This window comes from bacterium (assembly GCA_023228325.1).
Taxonomy (GTDB): Bacteria; Auribacterota; UBA6266; order UBA6266; family UBA6266; genus UBA6266.
The window spans coordinates 1436545-1456629 of sequence record JALOBK010000001.1 but is presented as its reverse complement, the minus strand read 5'-3'; the positions used below and the strand labels follow the sequence as shown (position 1 = coordinate 1456629).

Genomic DNA, 20085 nt, shown 5'->3' with positions numbered 1-20085 from the left:
ATCTCTACCGCCCTCCGAACAAATCGGAATATTTCCTGTCCACTTCTCTTCCGTTCACAATATGAACCAATTTAAATATCCATACCACAGTCGCCGCGACAGCCAGGATAAACACTTCAAAAAGCATAAGATCCGTTTTAAAGAAAAAATTTAAAATGGCGGCAGCCGTAACCATATTCATAACCACATGTATTTCGGTAAGTTTATGCATGAAAACAAATATTTTTTTCGGCAAAGTCCTCTGTTCCTCTTTCTTTTCTTCCGTCTTTACAACGGCTTTGAAAACAATGTCCGTCCGCTCATTCGACAAACCGTTATAAAATGCCTTATAAATACAATCATTGATCACCGAGACCATATTCGTCGAAAAACACGCTGTCAACCCCAGAATCAAAAACCGTAAATCCGCATGCCTGATATAAAGTCCGAGGGCCAAACCCCCGAGAACAAGGAAATGGACTATATAATGGGCATAAAAGTCATAAAATGCGCCCGTCAGGCTTGAAACTTTCCGGTATCTCGCGATCTGGCCGTCAACATGATCCGACAGATACCAAAGCTGGAAAAAGAAAGCGCCCGCAAGCGTCATAAAAACGCTGCCGAAAGCAAAACATACGGCGGATATCACCCCCAGCATAATCGTTATGAACACAACCTGATTTGCCGTAATGCCCGTGGGTATCAGCAATCTGGTAATATACAGCGCCATGTCACGGGTTACAAACCTCGCCATCACGTTCCCTGTCTTCTTATAATCCTTTTTCTGGCATATATCTCTCAATTTATCAATCGGCTCAAACATAATAAACTCCCGTTAACGCATCCTGTAAATATTATATACTATCATATTCTCCCCGTTTTTAAATTCGTATCTGCCTATGGGGACAAAATAAGCGGATAAAAAACCATTATCCTGCATAAGGGATACAAGATTAAAGGAAAACTCGTCTTGTTTTTCCGGAATTCCGATGTTTGAGGAGACAACATATTCTATATCCTCATCTTTCAAAAACGCGGCGGCGTCTTCCTTTGATTTAACCTCATTACAGTAATCGGACATATAATAGAGACCATCCGCCCTGATTGTTTTCCTGTCAATATAAAACCTTTTTATCTCTCCCACCATAAGAACCGTTTTGTCTTCTGGTATGATTTTTTCTATGGCGGAGCCTAAACCACAGGTGGGTTCTGTTTTCAGAAGATAATTTTCGGCATATTCGTTCCCGAAAAATAAAGGCGCGGCGGGCGCTGCATAATAAAACGCCGTGCCGGCAAACATAATGATAACGGATGCGACAATAGCCGAGAATATACCGAAAACAGTCCTGCCGGACCTGTATAAATAATCAAGGCCCAAACCGATAAGAGGGCAATATATTACCATGCCCGGAAGCAGAAACCTCAGATTCTGCTTAACAAAAAACCACATGAAGTAGTATATCAACGCACAGAACAACATGATTTTCGCGGTTCTGTCGCGCCAGGCCGCAATAACGATTATCGGCAAAAAAGCAAGCGGAACGGGACCTATTTGATTCGCTGTTCCGCCGTATAATCCGGGCTTAAAAACAGCTTTAAACGGCATAAGCACAAAGTCGAGAAATCCCGCATTGGATGCAGATGTTTTAAATTCGCGCGCTATACCGTTCCCGAAAACATTCTGGAGAAAAGGGAACAAGGGGTTTCCCCTGATAATGTAGGCCCTTATATACCAGTGGCACGACACAATAGTCGCGACGAAAAAAAACAAAGCGGCATTAATAAAAATATCCCTGCTGTTTTTTCTTTTCATCAAGTCACTTACTATAAAAGCAATAAAAACAACACCTACAATCAGGCCGTTTGTAAATTTTGAACCTATAAGTATTCCGGCAAACAAACCCGACAGAATTGAAAGCTCTTTCTCTCCCGTTTCAGTATAATCAAGGAATAAAATCACCATGAGAGAACAAAAAAACGTTATTGAGACATCGACATACGCATAGCCCGACTGGGAAACAATAACAGGCATCAAATAGAAAAGAGTCGCGGCCGCCAAAGAAGCTGTCTTTGAAGCAAACTTTCTTGAAATCAGATAAATTGAGAATACGCAAAGGATTCCGGCCAAAAAATTGAACATCTTGGCGATAACGGCATTTTTTAAAAGAAGCCCGAACAAAAAAAGCATTTCTATGTTCAGGGGCCATAACGCGTTAACATCAAAAGGGACTGCGTGTATCCCATGATACTTGATGAATTCTTTCGGAAGATTCAGATGATATACAAGAGAATCCATGCCTGTGGGCGGCGCCGCGGCGGCAATCAAAGCGGAAAAAATCACCGCGGCTAAGATTAAGACCAGAAACCACCGGGTGATATCCAATCTTAATGAGAATATCCTTTTCAAAAATCCCGGGAAGTCCCTTAAAGACACCAGGATATTTTTAAAGCCTATAACGGCAATAAGAGCTAAAACGGCAAAACCCGTCCAGGCCCGCAGCAGTCCCGCGGAAGCAAAAAACGATACAAAGAGTATTATCATGCTGAGCCCTATCCCGCATGAAAGGATAAAATCCCGGAGCCGGTTGCCGGAAACCTGTTTTACGGCGCCCAGAACAGCCCTGCCGGCAGAAGAAGAAATCCACAGGATGAAAATCATAAAAATAATATTCAGGAACGCCATTACAATTTATCTCCTACCTGTGAATAAAGGAATACGCAAAAAAACAGGATAAAAACACAAACGGCAAATATACATGAAAGCCAGACCAGCGATTGTTTTATTCCTTTTTCGGAAAAAACACAAAAAACGATACAGAATAAATACCATAAAAAACTGATTGCCGAAAATACATAGAAAAGATACGGGCGGTAGACCATTTCCACTTTCGAACGGCCTTCCGGCAGCAAAACACCCCTGAAAAGCGAATTAATCCTCAGGAATTCAGACTTTTCCCCGTTAATGAAAACTTTCCAGCCCGGGTAATATAATTCCGAAGTCGCAAGCAAGGCGGAACCGGGTTCGTTGACCACATTTAAAATAATACTGCCGGAATCGTATTTCTGAACCTCGATTTCACTCCGGTCGGACCTCATATTTTTAAAACCGGCATCGCGCTCCCGGCCCTTTTCAATATAGACACAGAGATTTTTGTTATCCGCGCGCCCTGAATCAACGACCTTCTCTCTGATGTTCTTCCCCTCGGAAAATACTACTTTGTCAGTGATAAAAAAACGGTCGAAATGATTATCCAGCATATAAACACCGCATTTGCCGAAATCCGAAATATGTCTGAGGAACGGCAGTTCGGCAGCTGATAAAATGTATTTAACGTTAAGGAATCTCAGAAGGTTAAGGTCCCGTCGAAGTATTTTTTCATCGGGGATACGGGGTCCCGTCGAATCATCTACCGAACCGAGCTCTCCTATAAAGTCGTAATAATCTTTTATAACCAGAGGCGTGTAACATCCGATGTCATATAAACGATAGGTTATAGACCTGTTCGGCAGAACTTCAAATACTTCTTCCGCATTATCAACCCCCTGCCCTACAAATTCATAAATCCGGAATATGCTTTCATCTTCAGAAATAAAATCCGCTATCCGGGATTTTGCTTTAAATGTCGCAAGCGGTTCCGTATTCGTTCTTATTTTGCATCTGTTGTTAAAACCCAGAAGTTCGCACATTGAAATAAGTAAAAAAGCCGCTACAAAGAACCGTTTAGCGACGGGAAATCTTATATAGGCATATAAAAGCGCCAGTGAAACCAGCAGAAACAAAACCCCCCTCAGAATAAACATATTGTTAAAAGAAACATTGGCTTTCAATGTATCGTATATAGGCTCTAATCTTGCCATGTATTCATCAAGAGAATGTTTATGGTGAGCCTTGCCATAAACATTGGCAATTACATATTCACGCCCTTTTTCCAGCCAGAATTCCTTATGTTTCAATGCGATATCCGCGGCTGTCAGCAGGGAAAGGACAAGTATCGCCGCTATAACCCATATATAAAACCTTTTCTTCAGAAAAGATTTTTCAGCCCTGTTTTTAATCAGCGAATTAATCCCATACGCGGCCATAACACTCAAAGAAAAACCCGCGAAAAACAGAAATTTTGCGGGTACTCTGAACCCGTAAAATTTAACTGCGCTTAATATGAATTTGTAGACAGGGCTGTACCTGCCCAGGGCAAAAAGAAGGGAGCACGCAAAGAGGAAAAATATAAATTTTAACTGCCTGTTTATTTCTTTCTTTTTTATGAAAAAAACCATTGATAACGGCGCAATACCGATAAAAACCGCGCCGAAGGATATCCATCCCAAATGCGGGAAAAACAGCGTCGCGATACCGCATGGGTTGAATGACCCCCATAAAGCAAAATCAATGTCTTTAGCTCCTCTGGAACATAAGTTGATTAACTTTAAAGACTCATAAATCTGCGGAGACGCTATTATAAGAGCGGTAACCGCCGTGACAAGAAGCAATGCCGTATTCCCGAGCATGCCCTTAATGAAGTTGTTTCTGCTATGGAAAAAAGAAACATAATAGTAATAAAACACGGTGAATATCACAGAATAAAAAGCATATTGGAAATAGCCGGCAAGCACCTGCTGCGCGAGCACAACACCCAGTATCAGAAGAAAATACAATTTTTTCCGGTAAAAATACCTGTCTATCAGATAAAGAGTAAGCGGGAACCAGCAGAGGACTTTTAATGATACCGTATTGTAATATCCCCCGCCGCCGGCGCTGCCAAACGAAAAGAACAACGCTCCCGCCGATGAAGAAAAATCGTCAAGCCCCGCATTCATGAGAAATAAATACATAAATAAGAATGCGAGCAGATAATGGAACACATTAGACCATGCATAAGCAATCTCAACCGGAAAAACCAGATAGAAGACAATGTTGGCCGGATACAAAGCCGCAACCTGACCTTCAGCCAACAGGGGAAAACCGGAGTGGGTATATGTATCCCACAGCGGCAGTGACAGATTTTTTGCGGCCCGGTCCAGGGCAATTGCCCACGGCACATGCTGAGACCTGTAATCCCCGCTGAGGAAACTGGCTTTTAGAAAAACCTGATCGCCAAGATACAGCAATACCGAAAGAAGCAGGATTATTATAAGATATTTTCTTTCCAGGATTATTTTTTTCATCCGTCGAATAAATACGCTTTCGCCCTCTTGATAATATATTTTAACTGGTTTACCGATTTAATTTCTTTAAGCAGTTTAAACATTATTTTAGGCCTTAGATAGAATTCCAGATGCGCTTTTCTCTGTAACTGCTTCAGTTTCTCCCTGCTTATACCCCGGGGAGCATAGGCTACCGTCATTTCAGTCATTTTATCAAAGTCTATGGCCCGGATCTCTTTTAATTCCAGAAGCCTTTCATAAGATTCCGTTCCCGGAAGCGGCATATAACTGTAAAAAGCCGCTCTTGTCAAGTCGAGTTCCTTTGAGAAATCAATCGTTTTTCGTATATCTTCCTCGGTTTCCCCCGGATAGCCAAGAATAAAGAACCCGTTAACGTCCATTCCCGCATCGGTAATCATTTTTACCTGAGCTCTGATTTTATCGGATGAAAGACCTTTTTTCATGTCCTGCAGCACCCTGTCGGAACCCGATTCAACGCCTATAGAGATGTAATAGCAGCCGGACCGTTTCATAAGCCTGACGGTTTCTTCATCCAGAGTGTCACATCTCAAACCGTTCGGGCAACACCAGGAAATATGCCACCCGGTTTCTATCAGCCATTTGCAGAACTCCTTCACAAAATCAATATTCATGGAAAAGTTATCGTCAAGAATATGTATTTCTCTGACTCCGTATTTATTATAAAGAAGCTCTATCTCGCCTTTTACATTATTAATGCTTCTTGACCTTATTTTCCTGCCCGTAACGGTCCATCCGGCGCAAAAAGTACACCTGAAGGGGCATCCTCTCGTGATAAGTATGGGAGCAACCGGCGACTGCCTGAAAATCACGCCCTGCGGAGCGTCGGGATAATCCCCGGGCTTCATAAGATCCCATGCGGGATAAGGAATTTCGTCAAGGTTCTCGGGAAAGTCCTGCTCATTTACTCTTATCTTGTCTCCTTCTCTCCATATCAAACCCCTGATTTCCCTTACATCTCCCTCTTTGTTTTCAATAAACTTCAACAGTTTGACAATACTTCTCTCCGCTTCTCCCTTAAACGCGAAGTCAACATCCTGCAGGATATTAAGTGTATCCTGAGGCATGCCCGAAGGATGAGGCCCGCCTACTATCACTTTAATTTCAGGATTAACCTTTTTTACCACTGAAGCCGTTTTTCTGGCGGAAGGGATGTCATGAGAAAAAGCCGATACGGCAACGACATCCGGCATCAGTCTCCTCAGCTCCTTTTCAAAACTTTCATAATCCAGTTTTTTAAGGATACAATCAAGAAACGCCACATCGTACCCGGCTTCCCTGGAAACTGCAGCCAGATATCCGATACCTATAGGAGGAATCAAATTTAATATTATTGCGCTCGGGGTAACAGGCCTTAAAAAAAGTACTTTCACTTTTTTATGTCTTAATATTATTTCCGTTAATTCATATAAATCAGGATTAGTTCCCGGTATTATAACACAGTGGCGATTTCAAATGAAAGCATATAAGAACAACCGGATAAACAACTGCGGACGGCAACCCGCACGATGGATTGCATTTTTGTATCTTCTTGTTATGCTTATATATATACCTTATATCGAGGGGTATTGGGGGCCGCGGGAATAGAGTCGCTTTACACAGCTATACGTCCGAATCTGTCATACCCGATAAAACCCTGTGCCGGGGAGCGTCAAAATATAAAAAACCGGTTATTTTCTTCCCGGGGATTTAAAACTCTTGAAATGTTTTTTCTTTGAAGGAACCGTTATCCATTTGCCTCTGTAATTCTTTCTGCCCTGTAACGAATTCATATGTTCCAACCTCCTCTTCGCTAAAAGACTTTTATGGAAGCTATAATGGTGTCATATAAATCTTTATATCTCAAAAACTCGGAATCAGGAGCTTCCATCGTAATAAATACAAGCGTGTTTTTTTCATACGCCACAAAAATATACTCTCTCACTCTCAACGCTCCCTCTCCCGCAAATCTCAGGTCCGCGATAAACGGGCAACCCCGGTTGTTGGAAGCCGCCGGCCCGAAAGAACCCAAATAGTAGTCTTTCGCGTTTTCCATAAAATCATTAACATGCGATTCCACTATCTCTTTTGCGGCTTCTTCCGAATTGGCGAATTCATAACCGAAATATTTACTGTAATTGCATATTTTGGTTATCGTAATGCCGGTCTTAAACATATCTTCGGGTTTTTTAATCTCTTTTTCCGATATAAAGACCTGCTTTGAATCGCCGTCGGAATATTCCTTTACAAACCAGCCCTCTGGGTAGGATGTGCTTATTACGAAATTATCATTACTGTAACCCGTCATATTACCCGGAGGGTTTTCGGCAAACAGGCATGAAGGGAAAAGACAAAGGGCACAAACAAGGGATAAAACCGCTAGACTGTCAGCCCTCGTGTCCATGCTTAAAAACTGCCTTATTTTTAAGCATGCTGTCAAATTAACAGTATAAAAAAAAGTCAGTTTATATTAAAAAAAGGGGGGTATATCGTCTGCAAAACCGTTAAATTAATTGACAAATTTTTCTATTATTTCATTTTTGCCGATTTTTCGCTGGTAACGTACCAGGTTTGCACTGGTATATTTAAATAACCGGTTTCTTCCGCCTGCGAAGCCTTCTCATATCAATCCATATCCTGAAAAGTTCCCTGACGGTAAGAGGTATGTACTTCAGGGATACCGTGGATTTACCCGCAGACCGTGGAAAGTGAGGGACACCTACTTCAATCATATTATAGCCGTAATAATGCGCTTTAACCAGAATTTCGGTATTTACAAAAAACTTCTTTGAAGTAATATTTATCTTCTCGAAAATCCTTTTATCAAATATCTTGAAGGCGCAATCTATATCTTTAACGTTCAGGTCGAATATGAAACCCACGAGAGTATTATAACCCCAGGAAAGGAATTTCCTGGCAAAGGGATCTTTTCTCTTAAGCCTGTATCCTATAATAAGGTCGACTACGCCCGTCTTGATAAGGGGAAACATGATATTCAACCCTGATATATCGAACTGCCGGTCGCAATCCGTAAAAAACAGGTATTCATATGAAGCGGCATAAAAACCGTCTTTCAAGGATTTTCCATATCCTTCATTGACCTTATGGTGCAGCACCTTCACCTGATTATACTTATGAGCAAGCCTGTCCGCCAAAGTCGGTGTCATATCCGTCGAACCGTCATCCACGACTATAATTTCATAAGACTCTTTTTTATCTCTGAAATATTCGACTATATCATGCACGGCGTGCCCTATGTTCTCTTCTTCATTAAGGGCGGGCAATATTATTGAAATTCCCTTTTCCATTTATTTCTCCATTTAAGATTACAGTTGCACTATATTTAACCACAGATAACACAGATGATAACAGATAAATACTATCGATTAATTTTATATCTTTTTGTTTCTTAGCTGTGTCTATCTGAATAATCTGTGGTGGTAACTCTCTTTCTCTGTGCTTTATTTTTAAACAATATTTTTATTTATCTTTGTCTTTCGACATATATTTTATCAGAAACGGCAACCCGAAAACCGCGGGAACAATATATCTCACGGTACACATCACTCCCAGCGCCGCCATCAAATAGTCCGGATATCCATACCACCCGAAAAGGACTATCAGCGCCTTGTCCCTTGTCCCGATCCCGGCAAAAGCAATCGGGATAAGGCCTATGAATATGGCGGCCGGTATCAGGGCAAAAGAAATCATTGCCCCGGCGGAACAGTCAAAAGATTTAAAAAAACAGAAAACCTGCAGGATATGGGAAAACCACAGCAGGACTGATAACAGGATAACCGAGGCAAGTTTCCGCGGTTCTCTCTTAAGCCCGGCCAGAAAATCATGGAACTTGATAAAATATTCGTCTATCTTAGGCAATGTCCGCTTTAGCACACCGACCTTAAAAGCTCCCAGCATATATACAATCAAAGGCGCCGCCAAAAAAGCCGAACCGACAGATAAGAACAGAACCTTTATGTCGCGGGTAAAAAACGCGTTTACCGGCAGAAACGACAATCCGGCCACCATAACAAAACTCAGGGCGGAAACATCAAATATTTTCTCGACTATAACACTGCTGAATCCTTCCGAATAACCCACCACACCCTCTTTTTTTAAGAAAACAGCCTTGCTCAAATCCCCCATTTTAGAAGGAAGAGCTATATTAAGCGAATTACCCGCAAGATACAGCTTTAACGACGACAAAATCGGGATTTTAGCCGCCCCGGAAAGAATAATCACATATCTGAAGGAAGAAATGAACGCGGAAACGATAAAAATGGACATGCCTGTCCAAAACCACAGATAATTTATATTGCGGAAAATCTTTCCGAATGCGGACATGTTTATTCCCGAATATATGGAAAAAAGTATATAAAGCGCAATTAAAAGTGTCGCCGCCGTCTTTATTTTTTTCCAGCTCATTCGAAACGCCTTGTTATTTCCAGCTTGCGCGCCGTGTTCAAATCTCTTATATCATCCGCGGCAGATTGGCGCCACTTTAACAGCATATTCTGATTGAAACATTCGGCCATCGCTATATAAATTGAAACTTTATCCGTCGTAAAATAAAGCTTACTGACGTTTTTGCCGCCTGTCAAAAACACCAAATCCTTAACAACCAGGCCGCCTTCGGTAAAGAAAAAACTTCTTTCAAAAGATACAGGGGCTTTTCTTTTCCCCGTAATAAGCACTTTCTGCAGAATTTTGCGGAACACGGCACTTGCGCGCGGCATGGGTCCGAGAATCATCAGCGCCATGCGAAAAAGAACCTGTTTCGCAGGAGACATGAGTTTGCGCTTATAATAATAAAAATTCCCTTTTATGCGGTATGGATCCTCTCCCGAACGGGTATTTATCCCGATTCGGTTCGAAACACCGATTTTCCCGTCCGAAAACTCGCACAGGAAACCCGAATCGCTGTGTATTAATTTGCCGTTTTTAAAAATCTTAAAAACCCCTCCTTTTCGCGCGGCAACGGCGAAAAAATACCTGCCTTTTTTCTCAACGCACAGTCCCGCCTCGGGAAACTGCTTTCGCGGCTGATCGTATCCGGCCGGGTGATTTAAATCACAATAATCGACCCAGGCAAGAAGATGGCTGTACGTCATATGCCCGAATATCCTATTGTCTTCATAATTAGCCGTCAGGCCGTTTTCAATGGCTTTCAGATACCTCGTTTTTATTTCAACCGCGCCGGGACATTCTTTTGCCAACAGCTCAAGGCCGTGAGGCATGAAAATATACGTATCCCTGCTGCCCAATTCTCCGCCGCATGTGCCGTCGGGATAGACAAAACAGTAGAGAAAATCCAGCGCTTTCCGGAGTGATGCAAGGAGCGCGGCGTCCTTTGTAATTGAATACGCCCGGGCGAGAAAGTCAATCGTCATTGTAAGATATCCCGGGTCGCAGCCTTCGTATTCCGGAAACCATCCTTCACCCGATTGCCAGGAAAGACATAATTTTATCTTATCGAAGGCGGCATCCCTGTAATTTTCTTTCGCCGTCAACTGCCACAGAAGGAGAAGCGCTAAAGCGGCTATCGCGTGGTGGTTCGTGAGCTTTCCCGACTCCAAACGGGATGAAATCCATTTACCTCTTTTCTCCAGAAATTCTATTATTTCCGCGTCATTGATACCAAGCAGTCGGCATGATTCCGCAAAGGCGTAAAGTGAAAATGCAGTCGCCCCATAAGCCCTTTCAAAAGGGAAATAATCATCGCAGGACCCATCGCGGTGGGCGCTCTTCTCCGCAAATTTTATGCCGGCAACAACAAGGTCTTTAATTGTCTCCTGTTTATAGCAGGGATTCCCTTTGAATTCATGCTTATACACCAATGCAAGGGGAAGAACAAACTCCTGGCTCATTCCGCACGGAAAATCCGCCGTTCCGTAATGCCAGTATTCCCGGTCAAAACATCCGTAAGTCGGACTTGTGACATCCCTGTCCGCCAGGGTAAGAATCCTGGGAATCTGCTTCATCGCAATTTTCAGATAAAGGTCTCTATTCTCCATGCTTCTCACGTCTTTCGTCTTTCGTCTTTCGTCTTTCGTCTTACGTCTTTCGTCCCACGTCCTTCGTTTCTCGGCTTTCGTCTCTCGTTCACTCCTTATGCATCATCACTATAAGGTCGGCAAGCAGCCCTATGGCAAATACTATGACGGCCGTAGAAAAAATAATGATATCCGATTCCTGAACGCTATGTGTATATATGAAATCGGCCGCCGATTTGACCAGCCCCGCGAGAAAAATAAAAATAGATATCGGAAGGAAAAAACGGAGAGGGTTAAAATACATAATAGTCCTTATGACAAGAGACAGGTAATTATAAGAATCTTTCAGCGGATGAAACGTTGAGCGTCCTACTCTCGGATAATAATCTATGGGGAAATACCCAACCCTGTATCCTTTCGAAAGAAGCACCAGAGTTATAGTGCTTACCCACGAATGAGTGGTAGGCAGATATTTCAGATATTTCAACGCATGGGATTTCTTCAACACCCTCAAACCGGAATTAAGGTCCGGTATTTTATCGCTCACCAGATATTCCGCAAGTTTTTTTATGAACATTTTCGCGGGCATCCTCAATATTTTTAAAGTCCCTTTTTCGGCTTTTCTCGCGCCTATAACCATATCGTTCTGTTTCATCATTTCAATCATACCGGGGACCGCCTCCGCGGGATATGTGCAATCGCCGTCTATCATAACTATCAATTCGTTTTCAGATGCTTTGACCCCTGTTGTTCTTGCCGCGCCGTTGCCGAGGTTCCGACCGTGCCTTATGACTTTGGCGCCTTTTGATTCGGCTATTACATCTGAACCATCGGTGGAACCGTCGTCAACAACCAGAATATCCCCTTCGCAGCCCGATTTTTTCATCATATCCTTTAAATCGTCCATAACCTTGGGCAAAGCTTCCTTCTCATTATAAACCGGAATCAGTATCGTTATCCTATCCTTCATTCCCACCTCTTCATGTTTTTGCGTTTTATCCGTCTCGAAATATTACCTGACTTTCTGTCAGAGCCAATTTCATATATCTGAATAGTATATCCCGTTTTACTTCTTAAATAAACCTCATTGTCAAGGAACGGGCCTCCCGTAAGGGCATACCTGTTCGATGAATATTTTTTGCCGTTATCCTTATACGGATTGAATTCAGCTACAAGGTCAGCGCTTTCTTCTATTTTCCTGATAAAATCAGCGTGTTTATAATCCTGATTCACCCTGCTGATAATAATAAACCTGATATTATTATCAAGCAGATAATCATAACTGAAAGGTATCTGGGGCATGGAGAACAAAAACTCCCCTTTATCGGACGGGGAGTCTTTTAAAAAATACAGCTTATAACCCCTGTTTTTTTCGGCCATTTCCAACATCTTCCGCAATTTAAGGAATTTAGGCTCCGGTATTTTCTCCTGCTCCGCCAGGTCTATTTTCTGCCTTATCTGGCTTTCATCAGGCAGGAGCCTGGGTCCGAAAAAGGTATGGTCAAGCGCTATTTTTTCCCCTGCGCGTATATTTTTTTCTATCCACTTTCTCGCATCCATACGCGTATCGCCGGCCGAGAACAAATAGTCGGAATAACAGGCTTTTATAAATGTCGAAAAAGACATGACCAGACAAATTACAACGAACCATGCCGTTCTTCTGCTACCCCTCGACAGGATGCGGGAAAGGTCGTAAATAAACGATGCCGCAAAATAACAAAGCGCCGGTATCAGAGGAAGGACATACCTGGCATGGGGCTGGCTGAAAAAAACCAGCCCGGCGTATTCGGCAGCTATAAATGCTATCAGAACCAGCGCTGTTCTGTTCTTCAGATTCAGTTCTTTTATCACCCCAAGCACGGAACATGTAAGGAGCGCAATCGACATTCCGTTGAGAAGCGAATAATAAATATGATGCGTAATCCCCGCCGCTGACATCTGCGATGACTGATTTCTGAAATCATTTATAAAAGTTTTAAAATCCAGCAGGGAAAAAGGGTTAAACAGAATATATACGGCAGACATTATAAAAATGGACAAAAAAAGTTTTTTAATTTCCCGCGAGGGAGCTTGTTCCGCATTCCGGCCTATAAAAAAAGCGGCAAGAAAAGGAAATATTAAAAGGGCTGAGTTATATTTAAAAGCTATCGCAAGCCCCGTAAAAAAGGCAGCCGATATATAATCTTTCGTTTTATCCCACTTTGATATTCTTACATAGTAGAATAAGGCGCATAACATTGATGCAATCCTGGGCATATCCGCATATATATAGTGAGAATCCCTGACAAACAGGAAATTTACCGACAGGAAAAAGGCGGATGCTATCGATATATCTTCATTTCCGGACACTTCTTTTGCGATTTTATATGTCATTATGACAGAGATTAAAGAAGGAACCACCCCGAGAAAAAACCTCCCTATTAAATAAAAATATGTCGGGTCCGCCAGGTATAACGACACAAAATTTTCCGAGGAGGGGAAAAATCCTGATATATGCCCTATTAAAAAGAACAGACCGTATAAAATAAAAAGTATATATGATGTCAAAGGAGGGATCAGGAACCAGTGAGGGTTAAAATCCCCTGTCCCGAAGGCCATCGCTTTATTGACAACTATAGGCTCATCCGCATGTAAAATATCGGGAAGCCCGAATTCAAGTCCCGAAACTCTCAGCATAACGGCAAGGGCCATAACAAAGAGGAATATGACTTTTCTTTCAGGCATCAGTCATCTTCCTGAGTTTCCTATGGAAAAACCTTATTTTGAAAAGATTAAGGAACATTGACGCGGAATCCCTGAAAGGCCTGACCTTCGAATCGGTGGAATTATACCATTTTACAGGAGCTTCAATGATTTTAAAACCCAGCTTTTTCGCTATATATAATATCTCCACATCGAAGACAAAATTGTCGAATTTCTGAAGTTTAAATATATTTTCTGCGGCTTTTTTCGTAAAAAGCTTAAACCCGCATTGAGTATCTTTAAAACCGCGCAAAACTATAAGCCTGACAAGCAGATTGAACACCCTGCCCATGTTCTCGCGCAAAAAATTCTGCCTTATTTCAATAACAGCCCCCTGAGTTCTTCTCGATCCTATAACAATATCATAGCCCTTATTTATAAATTCAATCATATCGGCCAGCGTCTCTATCGGGGTCGACATATCCGCATCGGCAAAAAGCCTTATATCACCCGTCGCCTGCAGCATCCCTCTTTTTACGGAATACCCCTTACCCCTGTTTGCCCCGTTTTTAAGCAAAATGATTTTATTGTTCTCGTTTGCCAATTGCTGGATTGCCTGCGCAGACTTATCTTTACTGCCGTCATCCACAACTATAATCTCATAGTCTTCGGTTCCCGCCTTGAGAAATTCATCTATTACCCTTATGGCGGATTTAACTGAATTTCCCTCATTATACGCCGGTATGATTACCGAGACTTTCAACCGTTATTCCCCTTTTCTGACAGTTAATTTACTTTTCAGGGTTTTTAACACATCAAAATCTTTGTTAATCTTAACAAAAAACGGCATATATATCATATATTTTCTATTTCCGGTCCGGCTTCTTTGCCTGCTTTATCTTATCCCGCAGGATGTCCCATAAAATCCTGATTACACCGGTTGTTTTATTTATATACAGGAGCAAGGGCAGCGCAAACAAAATGAACACAGCCGCTTTCAGGACAGTTTCCAAAAAGAAATTCTGCAGCTTTATCAGATATTCTATGGCAACCAGGCATAAACAACAGTAAAACAGTGGGAATAATATTTTGATGAAGAACTTTATGATACTTGAGTTGCTCTCGCAATGCTTAAGCGCGTATATTGAAATCACGCAAAAAGCTATAAACGCCGATATGGCGGTGGCGAAAGCGGCTCCGTTTATCCCGTAACCCTTTTTAATCAGTATGTAATTAAGCGCAACGTTCAGCAATATCGATAAAACGGTTATCGGTATAAGTTTCGCCTGTTTTTCGAGAGCCACCAGAAAATTGCTTGAATAAGGGGAAATAGTCAAAAAGAATATGGATAAAAGAAAAATCTTTAACGCGCCGATTCCCGGGATAAAAGCGGGAAGGGCATACTGTATGAATATAGGCGCGCAAATAAAAAATAATGACAGCAATATAGCCATAAAATAGGCCGTGACCTGGGAATAAAAAATAACATGCCCGGAAGATTTTTCCATGCCATTTGCGCCGAAATCTTCCAGGAAATGCGGCTGTATGACTATGATGAAATTTTTAGCTATGCCTGTGCCGTAACTTTCCGTCATCAGCGCTATGGAATAGAAACCCAGTTGCTCCAATCCAAGCATAGCGGCAATCATAATCCTGTCTATGCTGTGCAGAATCTGATATAAAATGCCGTTGATGAAAAGAGGGAACCCATATTTAATATAATCTGCAAGCCCTCTTAAATCGAAAGAGAATTTTAGGGCATAGGTTACATATCTTCTTATAAACAGCACGTTCAGGATGGGCATAATTATGGCTATCGCATAAAAACCGTATAGCCTGAACCTGCTGACCACCAGCAATATCAGGCTGAGGTTCGCAATCGCGTCAAAAACAATGGATTTACTTAAGACACCGAAATTTCTGTGGGCCCTTAAAAGTATCATATAATACGTATAGAACCTCTGTGATATCAGGATAACTGATAAAGCTATCAGCCCGATAAAAATCTCCCGCGATAAATTCCTCCCGAAGACCAGAGCGTATATTACAACACCTATCGAACACAAAAACGTCGTGATGGTGACAAAATTGAAAACAACATTTGTAAGAGTTTTTATTTCTTCGGATTTACCCTGTCCTTTTAAAATAGGCAGCTTATAAGGCACTGTCGAAGTAGTTCCCAGATTTACATACGAAGCGTATCCTATTATTACCTTCAGCATGCTCCATACACCCATGTAAACGGGGCCCAGAAACCGTCTGAGAAAAACCGCCGTAAAAAACCCGACGAATTGGGAAAAATACTGCGCGGACGCGTATTGAAATATATTCGATATAATAGTTTTCTTTTTCTGGCTCATAAAAAATCCGATCAACTCTTCCGGACATACTTAAACCATTAAACCGACAGCGGCAACAATCTCCGAAATACAGGTGCTGAATGAACACACGACACTATGGTTAAGTATTGCTTTTTTTTGACATATCCTGCCAGCACAAAAACCGCAGCTTTAAATCTTTATCTTTTCTTGCCGTATCCGATATCTTCATAAATATAATTCTTCTTCGATATATTTCTGGCTGTTTTTGACTTCGAAGCAATTCTGAGTATATTATCACATAACAAAGAGGGTTTACCGATAAGCATCTTATTCTTTTTAATGCTTATGCTCTGCACAAGAGGACTGACAATATACATATTATGCCTGAGAAATGATGTAAACATTCTTGTCGCATATTGGCCACCCACAGAATCTTTTTCCGAATAATAGACTCCGAAAGGGATATCGCTTAAAATAAAATTATCACGCCGTATAAAACGTGTTCTTTCAAGAAATAACTGATACTGGTCTATTTCATTTTTTCCTTTATGCAACATGAATATCAGACCGTCTACAGATACCGCCAGATTTTTCATTTTGATCATATCATCTTTTATAACACATCCATATTCTATCCCCTGTTCTTTCGGACATATAGAGCATCCAAGGCAAGGTTTTATTGTAAGGTTATCTATATTAAGGGCAGAAGCTTTTGCCCCTTTTTGCTCTATCATCAAAACCAGATTTGTAAGCTCCTTGTCTCCGGCCGGAAACCCTGAATGCAGGATGCCTATTTTCAGATCATTAGAAGGCGACTGATCGGATGAAATTATCTCCATATATCTTTTTATTCTCTTTCCCAACCCCATGGAAGTATCCAATCCAAAATTATCATCCTGTATTTTCCCGATATCTCCTGCCCATCCTGTTCCTCCAAACTGGCTGGTCGGCGGGCCGTTGCCGACAACATTAAACCCCATATTAAGCGCATCCAGAAGACCGAATATAAGTGTGGTTTCCTGTCCCCCGTTTCTTTTTGCGCCAACTGAAACCGCGCCAAATATTTTGTCTCTGGTATTGATTCCGTTGTCTTTGATAAATCTGACAAAGAAATCAAACCATGATGACCGATCACCGAAATAAACAGGTGTCCCTATGATAATCCCATCGCACACATTTAGTTTTTCTGCTAATTCTTCTTTCGACATTTTTCCAGTTTGAAAAACATCCCTGAGGTTTATTCCTTCAACGCCGATATCCGACGCTTTAGCGCCGAAAAGACCCGCAAGGACCAATCCTTCTGTGTTAGATATCCTTTTTTCATTGGCATATTCATAAACCACCTCATACATTTTCTGATAATCCGATATACTATCCAGCAACTTACTGTATTCAGCCGACGCAAGCTTAGCTCTAGGTGATGCGGCTACGCCTAATAATAATTTTCCTGTCTTACTCATCAGCATATCTCCTCAGATTTTACGGAATATTTTTTCAACAAAGGCAAATTTATACAACCATCGGGGTTCACATCACTGAATTCCACAAAACCGTTTTTTTCACGTAAATTATCCATTATTTTTATTTTACTTTTTAAGAAACCGTTCATTTCCCCCGCGGGAGCTGATTTTCGTATATCATGCCACGATTTCGCTTCAAGGAAACACCCAAGACCAGTTGACACCCCATTGCCGATAATAACTTTAAACCCTTTATTAATACAGCTCAGGGCCATATTTTTCAACTCCTCATAGCTTCCGCACTTAAACAATTTTAATTTAAGATAGGAGAGGTTTTTTATTTTTGCCGCTTTTAATATATCTTTCCTGTCTTTAATCGCTTCGTCAAGCATTAACGGAATTTCTGATATCTTACATAATTCTTCCATATTCTTCCAGTCTTCGGCATTTAAAGGCTGTTCTATAAGCTCTATTTTATCGGTATCTTCATTTTCAATAACACTCAGGAATTCCACTGCATCTTCAAAAGAATACCCCTGGTTGGCATCAAGTCTTATCCTGGAACCCGGATACATGTGTTTCAGAATAATATTAACCCTTTTCCCATCGGTGACAGGATCTGTGCCAATTTTGTATTTAAAACCGGAATATCCTTTTTTGAACAAATTGCTCATTTCTTTCGCAATATCTTTTTCTGTTTTCGATCTGATTAAAGAAACAAGCGGCGTTTTTTTAACCTTACCGGAAAACCTTATCTTCCCGGAGAGAATTTCAAGCGCAGAGGCCACAGCCACAGTTGAAAATCCCGGAGACAATGTAATATCTTTCATTGCGGAGAGAGGATTTTTCCCTATGAGGGCGGCAGATATTTCTTTTGCGGCCTTATACACTGAATCACCGGAATCTGCAGTATAACCCCGCAGGGGAGTAGATTCTCCCCAGCCGGACTTTCCGTCCGAAATCACCCTAACAAAAATTGAATCCAGAGCTCTAATCGAGGAAAAAGACAGATGATATGGGTTTTTCAGGGGAACAGAAACCCTGTAAATTGAAATCCTCTCGATTTTCATTTAATTTCCTTTAATTTACCCATAGCAATTCCCTGGGATTTACCGGTAAAATAATTCCACGCTATCAGATAATCGTTTTTATATTGCACAACCCTGGACGGCCTTGTTCTCTCATAATCCTCATCGTTATCGATAAGAGAAAACCGCCATTTTTTTCCGCTTTTCTCACGGAAGCCTACACCTAGAGAACTCCCCTTTTTCGTACCGTTAAATATCGTATTACCGTTAACTGTCAGGGATGAGCCAATCCTGCTTGACATCCATGGAGACAGGGTAAAGACTATATTGTATTCCCCCGGTTTTACATCAACTGTAAATTCCCCCGGTTTATCAGAATAAACCAGATTCGAAGTGATATCGCTCCCTATTATCCGTTTCATAAACTTGACTTTTCTGTTCCAGCCGTAACCTTTGTTCGCGGCATACAAACTATCGGGATATACAGAAATATAACCTTTCAGGCGCGGGGATTCATTTCCACAAAACCTATACCTTACCACCTTAGGGCAATTAACATTCCGGATTTCAATGGAATTCATCGTCCAAAAATAATTTCCCGCGGTTTTATCCGCTTTTATCCCCACAACTATTTTATTTCCCGATATGGATATTTTTTTTGAAAACGTATGTGGTTTCCAGAAATCGGTTTGGAATGTCATCCAGAAATTATCGTGATTATCCATGCGGATTTTGGGTCTATCGAGGTCATATCCCGTATCAAGGTCCATAGTCTGCCTTTCCCATTCATTTCCTTTTCCCGATTTAAGCAGCACCACATGTTTTTTGCCTTCTTCCAAAGCCGAAAAAACCACCCACTGTACACCATTTCTATCAACCGCAATATCAGGTCTATTCATAGATTTAAATCCGGTTATATCTCTTCCGCGGCGCCAAGTAAACCCGTTTTCCGAATAAGCGGTCCCGAGACAATCACCGTATCCTTTCGAATAAACCATAATAAAACCACATTTAGCAAAACCGCAGACAGAAGGGTAAAGTTGTTTGCCCTCACCCGGAATTGGCATAAAGGGCATTCCCCACCTTTTAATGTCTTTTCCTGAGGACACAGCTCCCCATATATTGGTTATCCCTCCAGACGCCTTAAAAGGAGGGCTGCCGGGCTTTCTCCATGAATGCCAGTATATAACCGTTCGTCCATCGGCAAGATTTATAAATGACGGGCCGTTATTATAACTTTCTCTTCCTGAAACACATACGGGCTTTCCCCATGAGCCGCCATTTCCCATTCCGGACACAAATACATCTGATGACTTAGGAGCCGCCCCCGATGAATATTGATACCACGACAGAAGAATATTTCCTCCGGCATCCACATCCCAAAAAGGCCATATTTGAAGATCGTTATGCCGGACTATCTTCCTTATATCCGTTAAAGCAAAATTATTTCCTGATTTCATAA

Annotated in this window: 15 protein-coding genes; all 15 read right to left on the bottom strand. The window is 41.6% G+C overall.

Annotation, left to right across the window (positions count from 1 at the left end; all coding sequences use genetic code 11):
- Window positions 1-4: 4 nt before the first annotated feature.
- Window positions 5-802 carry a CDP-alcohol phosphatidyltransferase family protein gene (locus tag M0R36_06930; protein MCK9555533.1) on the bottom strand — a complete coding sequence of 266 codons (798 nt, stop codon included), beginning with the start codon at window positions 800-802 and terminating at the stop codon, window positions 5-7.
- Between the two features lie 12 nt (window positions 803-814).
- Complete coding sequence (locus M0R36_06925) at window positions 815-2662, bottom strand: glycosyltransferase family 39 protein (GenBank protein MCK9555532.1); 1848 nt, start codon at window positions 2660-2662, stop codon at window positions 815-817.
- Window positions 2662-5142 (bottom strand): YfhO family protein, encoded by a 2481-nt coding sequence (locus M0R36_06920; GenBank protein ID MCK9555531.1) that lies wholly within the window; start codon window positions 5140-5142, stop codon window positions 2662-2664. Before M0R36_06920 ends, M0R36_06925 begins: the two co-directional genes overlap by 1 nt.
- The gene (locus M0R36_06915) at window positions 5139-6533 is read right to left on the bottom strand and encodes a B12-binding domain-containing radical SAM protein (GenBank protein ID MCK9555530.1); all 1395 of its coding nucleotides are present in this window, start codon (window positions 6531-6533) and stop codon (window positions 5139-5141) included. Before M0R36_06915 ends, M0R36_06920 begins: the two co-directional genes overlap by 4 nt.
- A 419-nt stretch (window positions 6534-6952) precedes the next feature.
- Complete coding sequence (locus tag M0R36_06910) at window positions 6953-7579, bottom strand: hypothetical protein (GenBank protein ID MCK9555529.1); 627 nt, start codon at window positions 7577-7579, stop codon at window positions 6953-6955.
- A gap of 145 nt (window positions 7580-7724) precedes the next feature.
- On the bottom strand, window positions 7725-8447 hold the full coding sequence (locus M0R36_06905; GenBank protein MCK9555528.1) for a glycosyltransferase family 2 protein: 723 nt from the start codon (window positions 8445-8447) through the stop codon (window positions 7725-7727).
- Between the two features lie 172 nt (window positions 8448-8619).
- Window positions 8620-9564, bottom strand: coding sequence for a flippase-like domain-containing protein (locus tag M0R36_06900; protein ID MCK9555527.1), 945 nt, complete (start codon window positions 9562-9564; stop codon window positions 8620-8622).
- Window positions 9561-11153: a pectate lyase gene (locus M0R36_06895; GenBank protein MCK9555526.1), complete on the bottom strand. Its 1593-nt coding sequence runs from the start codon at window positions 11151-11153 to the stop codon at window positions 9561-9563. Before M0R36_06895 ends, M0R36_06900 begins: the two co-directional genes overlap by 4 nt.
- Before the next feature lie 88 nt (window positions 11154-11241).
- On the bottom strand, window positions 11242-12102 hold the full coding sequence (locus M0R36_06890) for a glycosyltransferase family 2 protein (GenBank protein MCK9555525.1): 861 nt from the start codon (window positions 12100-12102) through the stop codon (window positions 11242-11244).
- Window positions 12099-13856, bottom strand: a complete 1758-nt coding sequence (locus M0R36_06885; protein ID MCK9555524.1) for a glycosyltransferase family 39 protein — start codon at window positions 13854-13856, stop codon at window positions 12099-12101. The genes M0R36_06890 and M0R36_06885 overlap by 4 nt, the downstream gene beginning before the upstream one ends.
- Entirely contained in the window at window positions 13849-14577 is a 729-nt protein-coding gene (locus M0R36_06880) for a glycosyltransferase family 2 protein (GenBank protein MCK9555523.1), read from the bottom strand. Before M0R36_06880 ends, M0R36_06885 begins: the two co-directional genes overlap by 8 nt.
- 103 nt (window positions 14578-14680) lie before the next feature.
- Complete coding sequence (locus tag M0R36_06875; protein ID MCK9555522.1) at window positions 14681-16174, bottom strand: polysaccharide biosynthesis C-terminal domain-containing protein; 1494 nt, start codon at window positions 16172-16174, stop codon at window positions 14681-14683.
- A gap of 158 nt (window positions 16175-16332) precedes the next feature.
- Window positions 16333-17595: an NAD(P)H-dependent oxidoreductase gene (locus tag M0R36_06870; GenBank protein MCK9555521.1), complete on the bottom strand. Its 1263-nt coding sequence runs from the start codon at window positions 17593-17595 to the stop codon at window positions 16333-16335.
- The gene (locus tag M0R36_06865) at window positions 17595-18665 is read right to left on the bottom strand and encodes a hypothetical protein (protein ID MCK9555520.1); all 1071 of its coding nucleotides are present in this window, start codon (window positions 18663-18665) and stop codon (window positions 17595-17597) included. Before M0R36_06865 ends, M0R36_06870 begins: the two co-directional genes overlap by 1 nt.
- Window positions 18662-20083, bottom strand: coding sequence for a hypothetical protein (locus M0R36_06860; GenBank protein MCK9555519.1), 1422 nt, complete (start codon window positions 20081-20083; stop codon window positions 18662-18664). The genes M0R36_06865 and M0R36_06860 overlap by 4 nt, the downstream gene beginning before the upstream one ends.
- Window positions 20084-20085 lie beyond the last annotated feature (2 nt).

What these genes read in the sequence shown, in the direction of transcription:
- M0R36_06930 (MCK9555533.1), bottom strand. Translation starts at nt 802, where the DNA reads ATGTTTGAGCCGATTGATAAATTGAGAGATATATGCCAGAAAAAGGAT.
- M0R36_06925 (MCK9555532.1), bottom strand. Translation starts at nt 2,662, where the DNA reads ATGGCGTTCCTGAATATTATTTTTATGATTTTCATCCTGTGGATTTCT.
- M0R36_06920 (MCK9555531.1), bottom strand. Translation starts at nt 5,142, where the DNA reads ATGAAAAAAATAATCCTGGAAAGAAAATATCTTATAATAATCCTGCTT.
- M0R36_06905 (MCK9555528.1), bottom strand. Translation starts at nt 8,447, where the DNA reads ATGGAAAAGGGAATTTCAATAATATTGCCCGCCCTTAATGAAGAAGAG.
- M0R36_06900 (MCK9555527.1), bottom strand. Translation starts at nt 9,564, where the DNA reads ATGAGCTGGAAAAAAATAAAGACGGCGGCGACACTTTTAATTGCGCTT.
- M0R36_06895 (MCK9555526.1), bottom strand. Translation starts at nt 11,153, where the DNA reads ATGGAGAATAGAGACCTTTATCTGAAAATTGCGATGAAGCAGATTCCC.
- M0R36_06890 (MCK9555525.1), bottom strand. Translation starts at nt 12,102, where the DNA reads ATGAAGGATAGGATAACGATACTGATTCCGGTTTATAATGAGAAGGAA.
- M0R36_06885 (MCK9555524.1), bottom strand. Translation starts at nt 13,856, where the DNA reads ATGCCTGAAAGAAAAGTCATATTCCTCTTTGTTATGGCCCTTGCCGTT.
- M0R36_06875 (MCK9555522.1), bottom strand. Translation starts at nt 16,174, where the DNA reads ATGAGCCAGAAAAAGAAAACTATTATATCGAATATATTTCAATACGCG.
- M0R36_06870 (MCK9555521.1), bottom strand. Translation starts at nt 17,595, where the DNA reads ATGAGTAAGACAGGAAAATTATTATTAGGCGTAGCCGCATCACCTAGA.
- M0R36_06865 (MCK9555520.1), bottom strand. Translation starts at nt 18,665, where the DNA reads ATGAAAATCGAGAGGATTTCAATTTACAGGGTTTCTGTTCCCCTGAAA.
- M0R36_06860 (MCK9555519.1), bottom strand. Translation starts at nt 20,083, where the DNA reads ATGAAATCAGGAAATAATTTTGCTTTAACGGATATAAGGAAGATAGTC.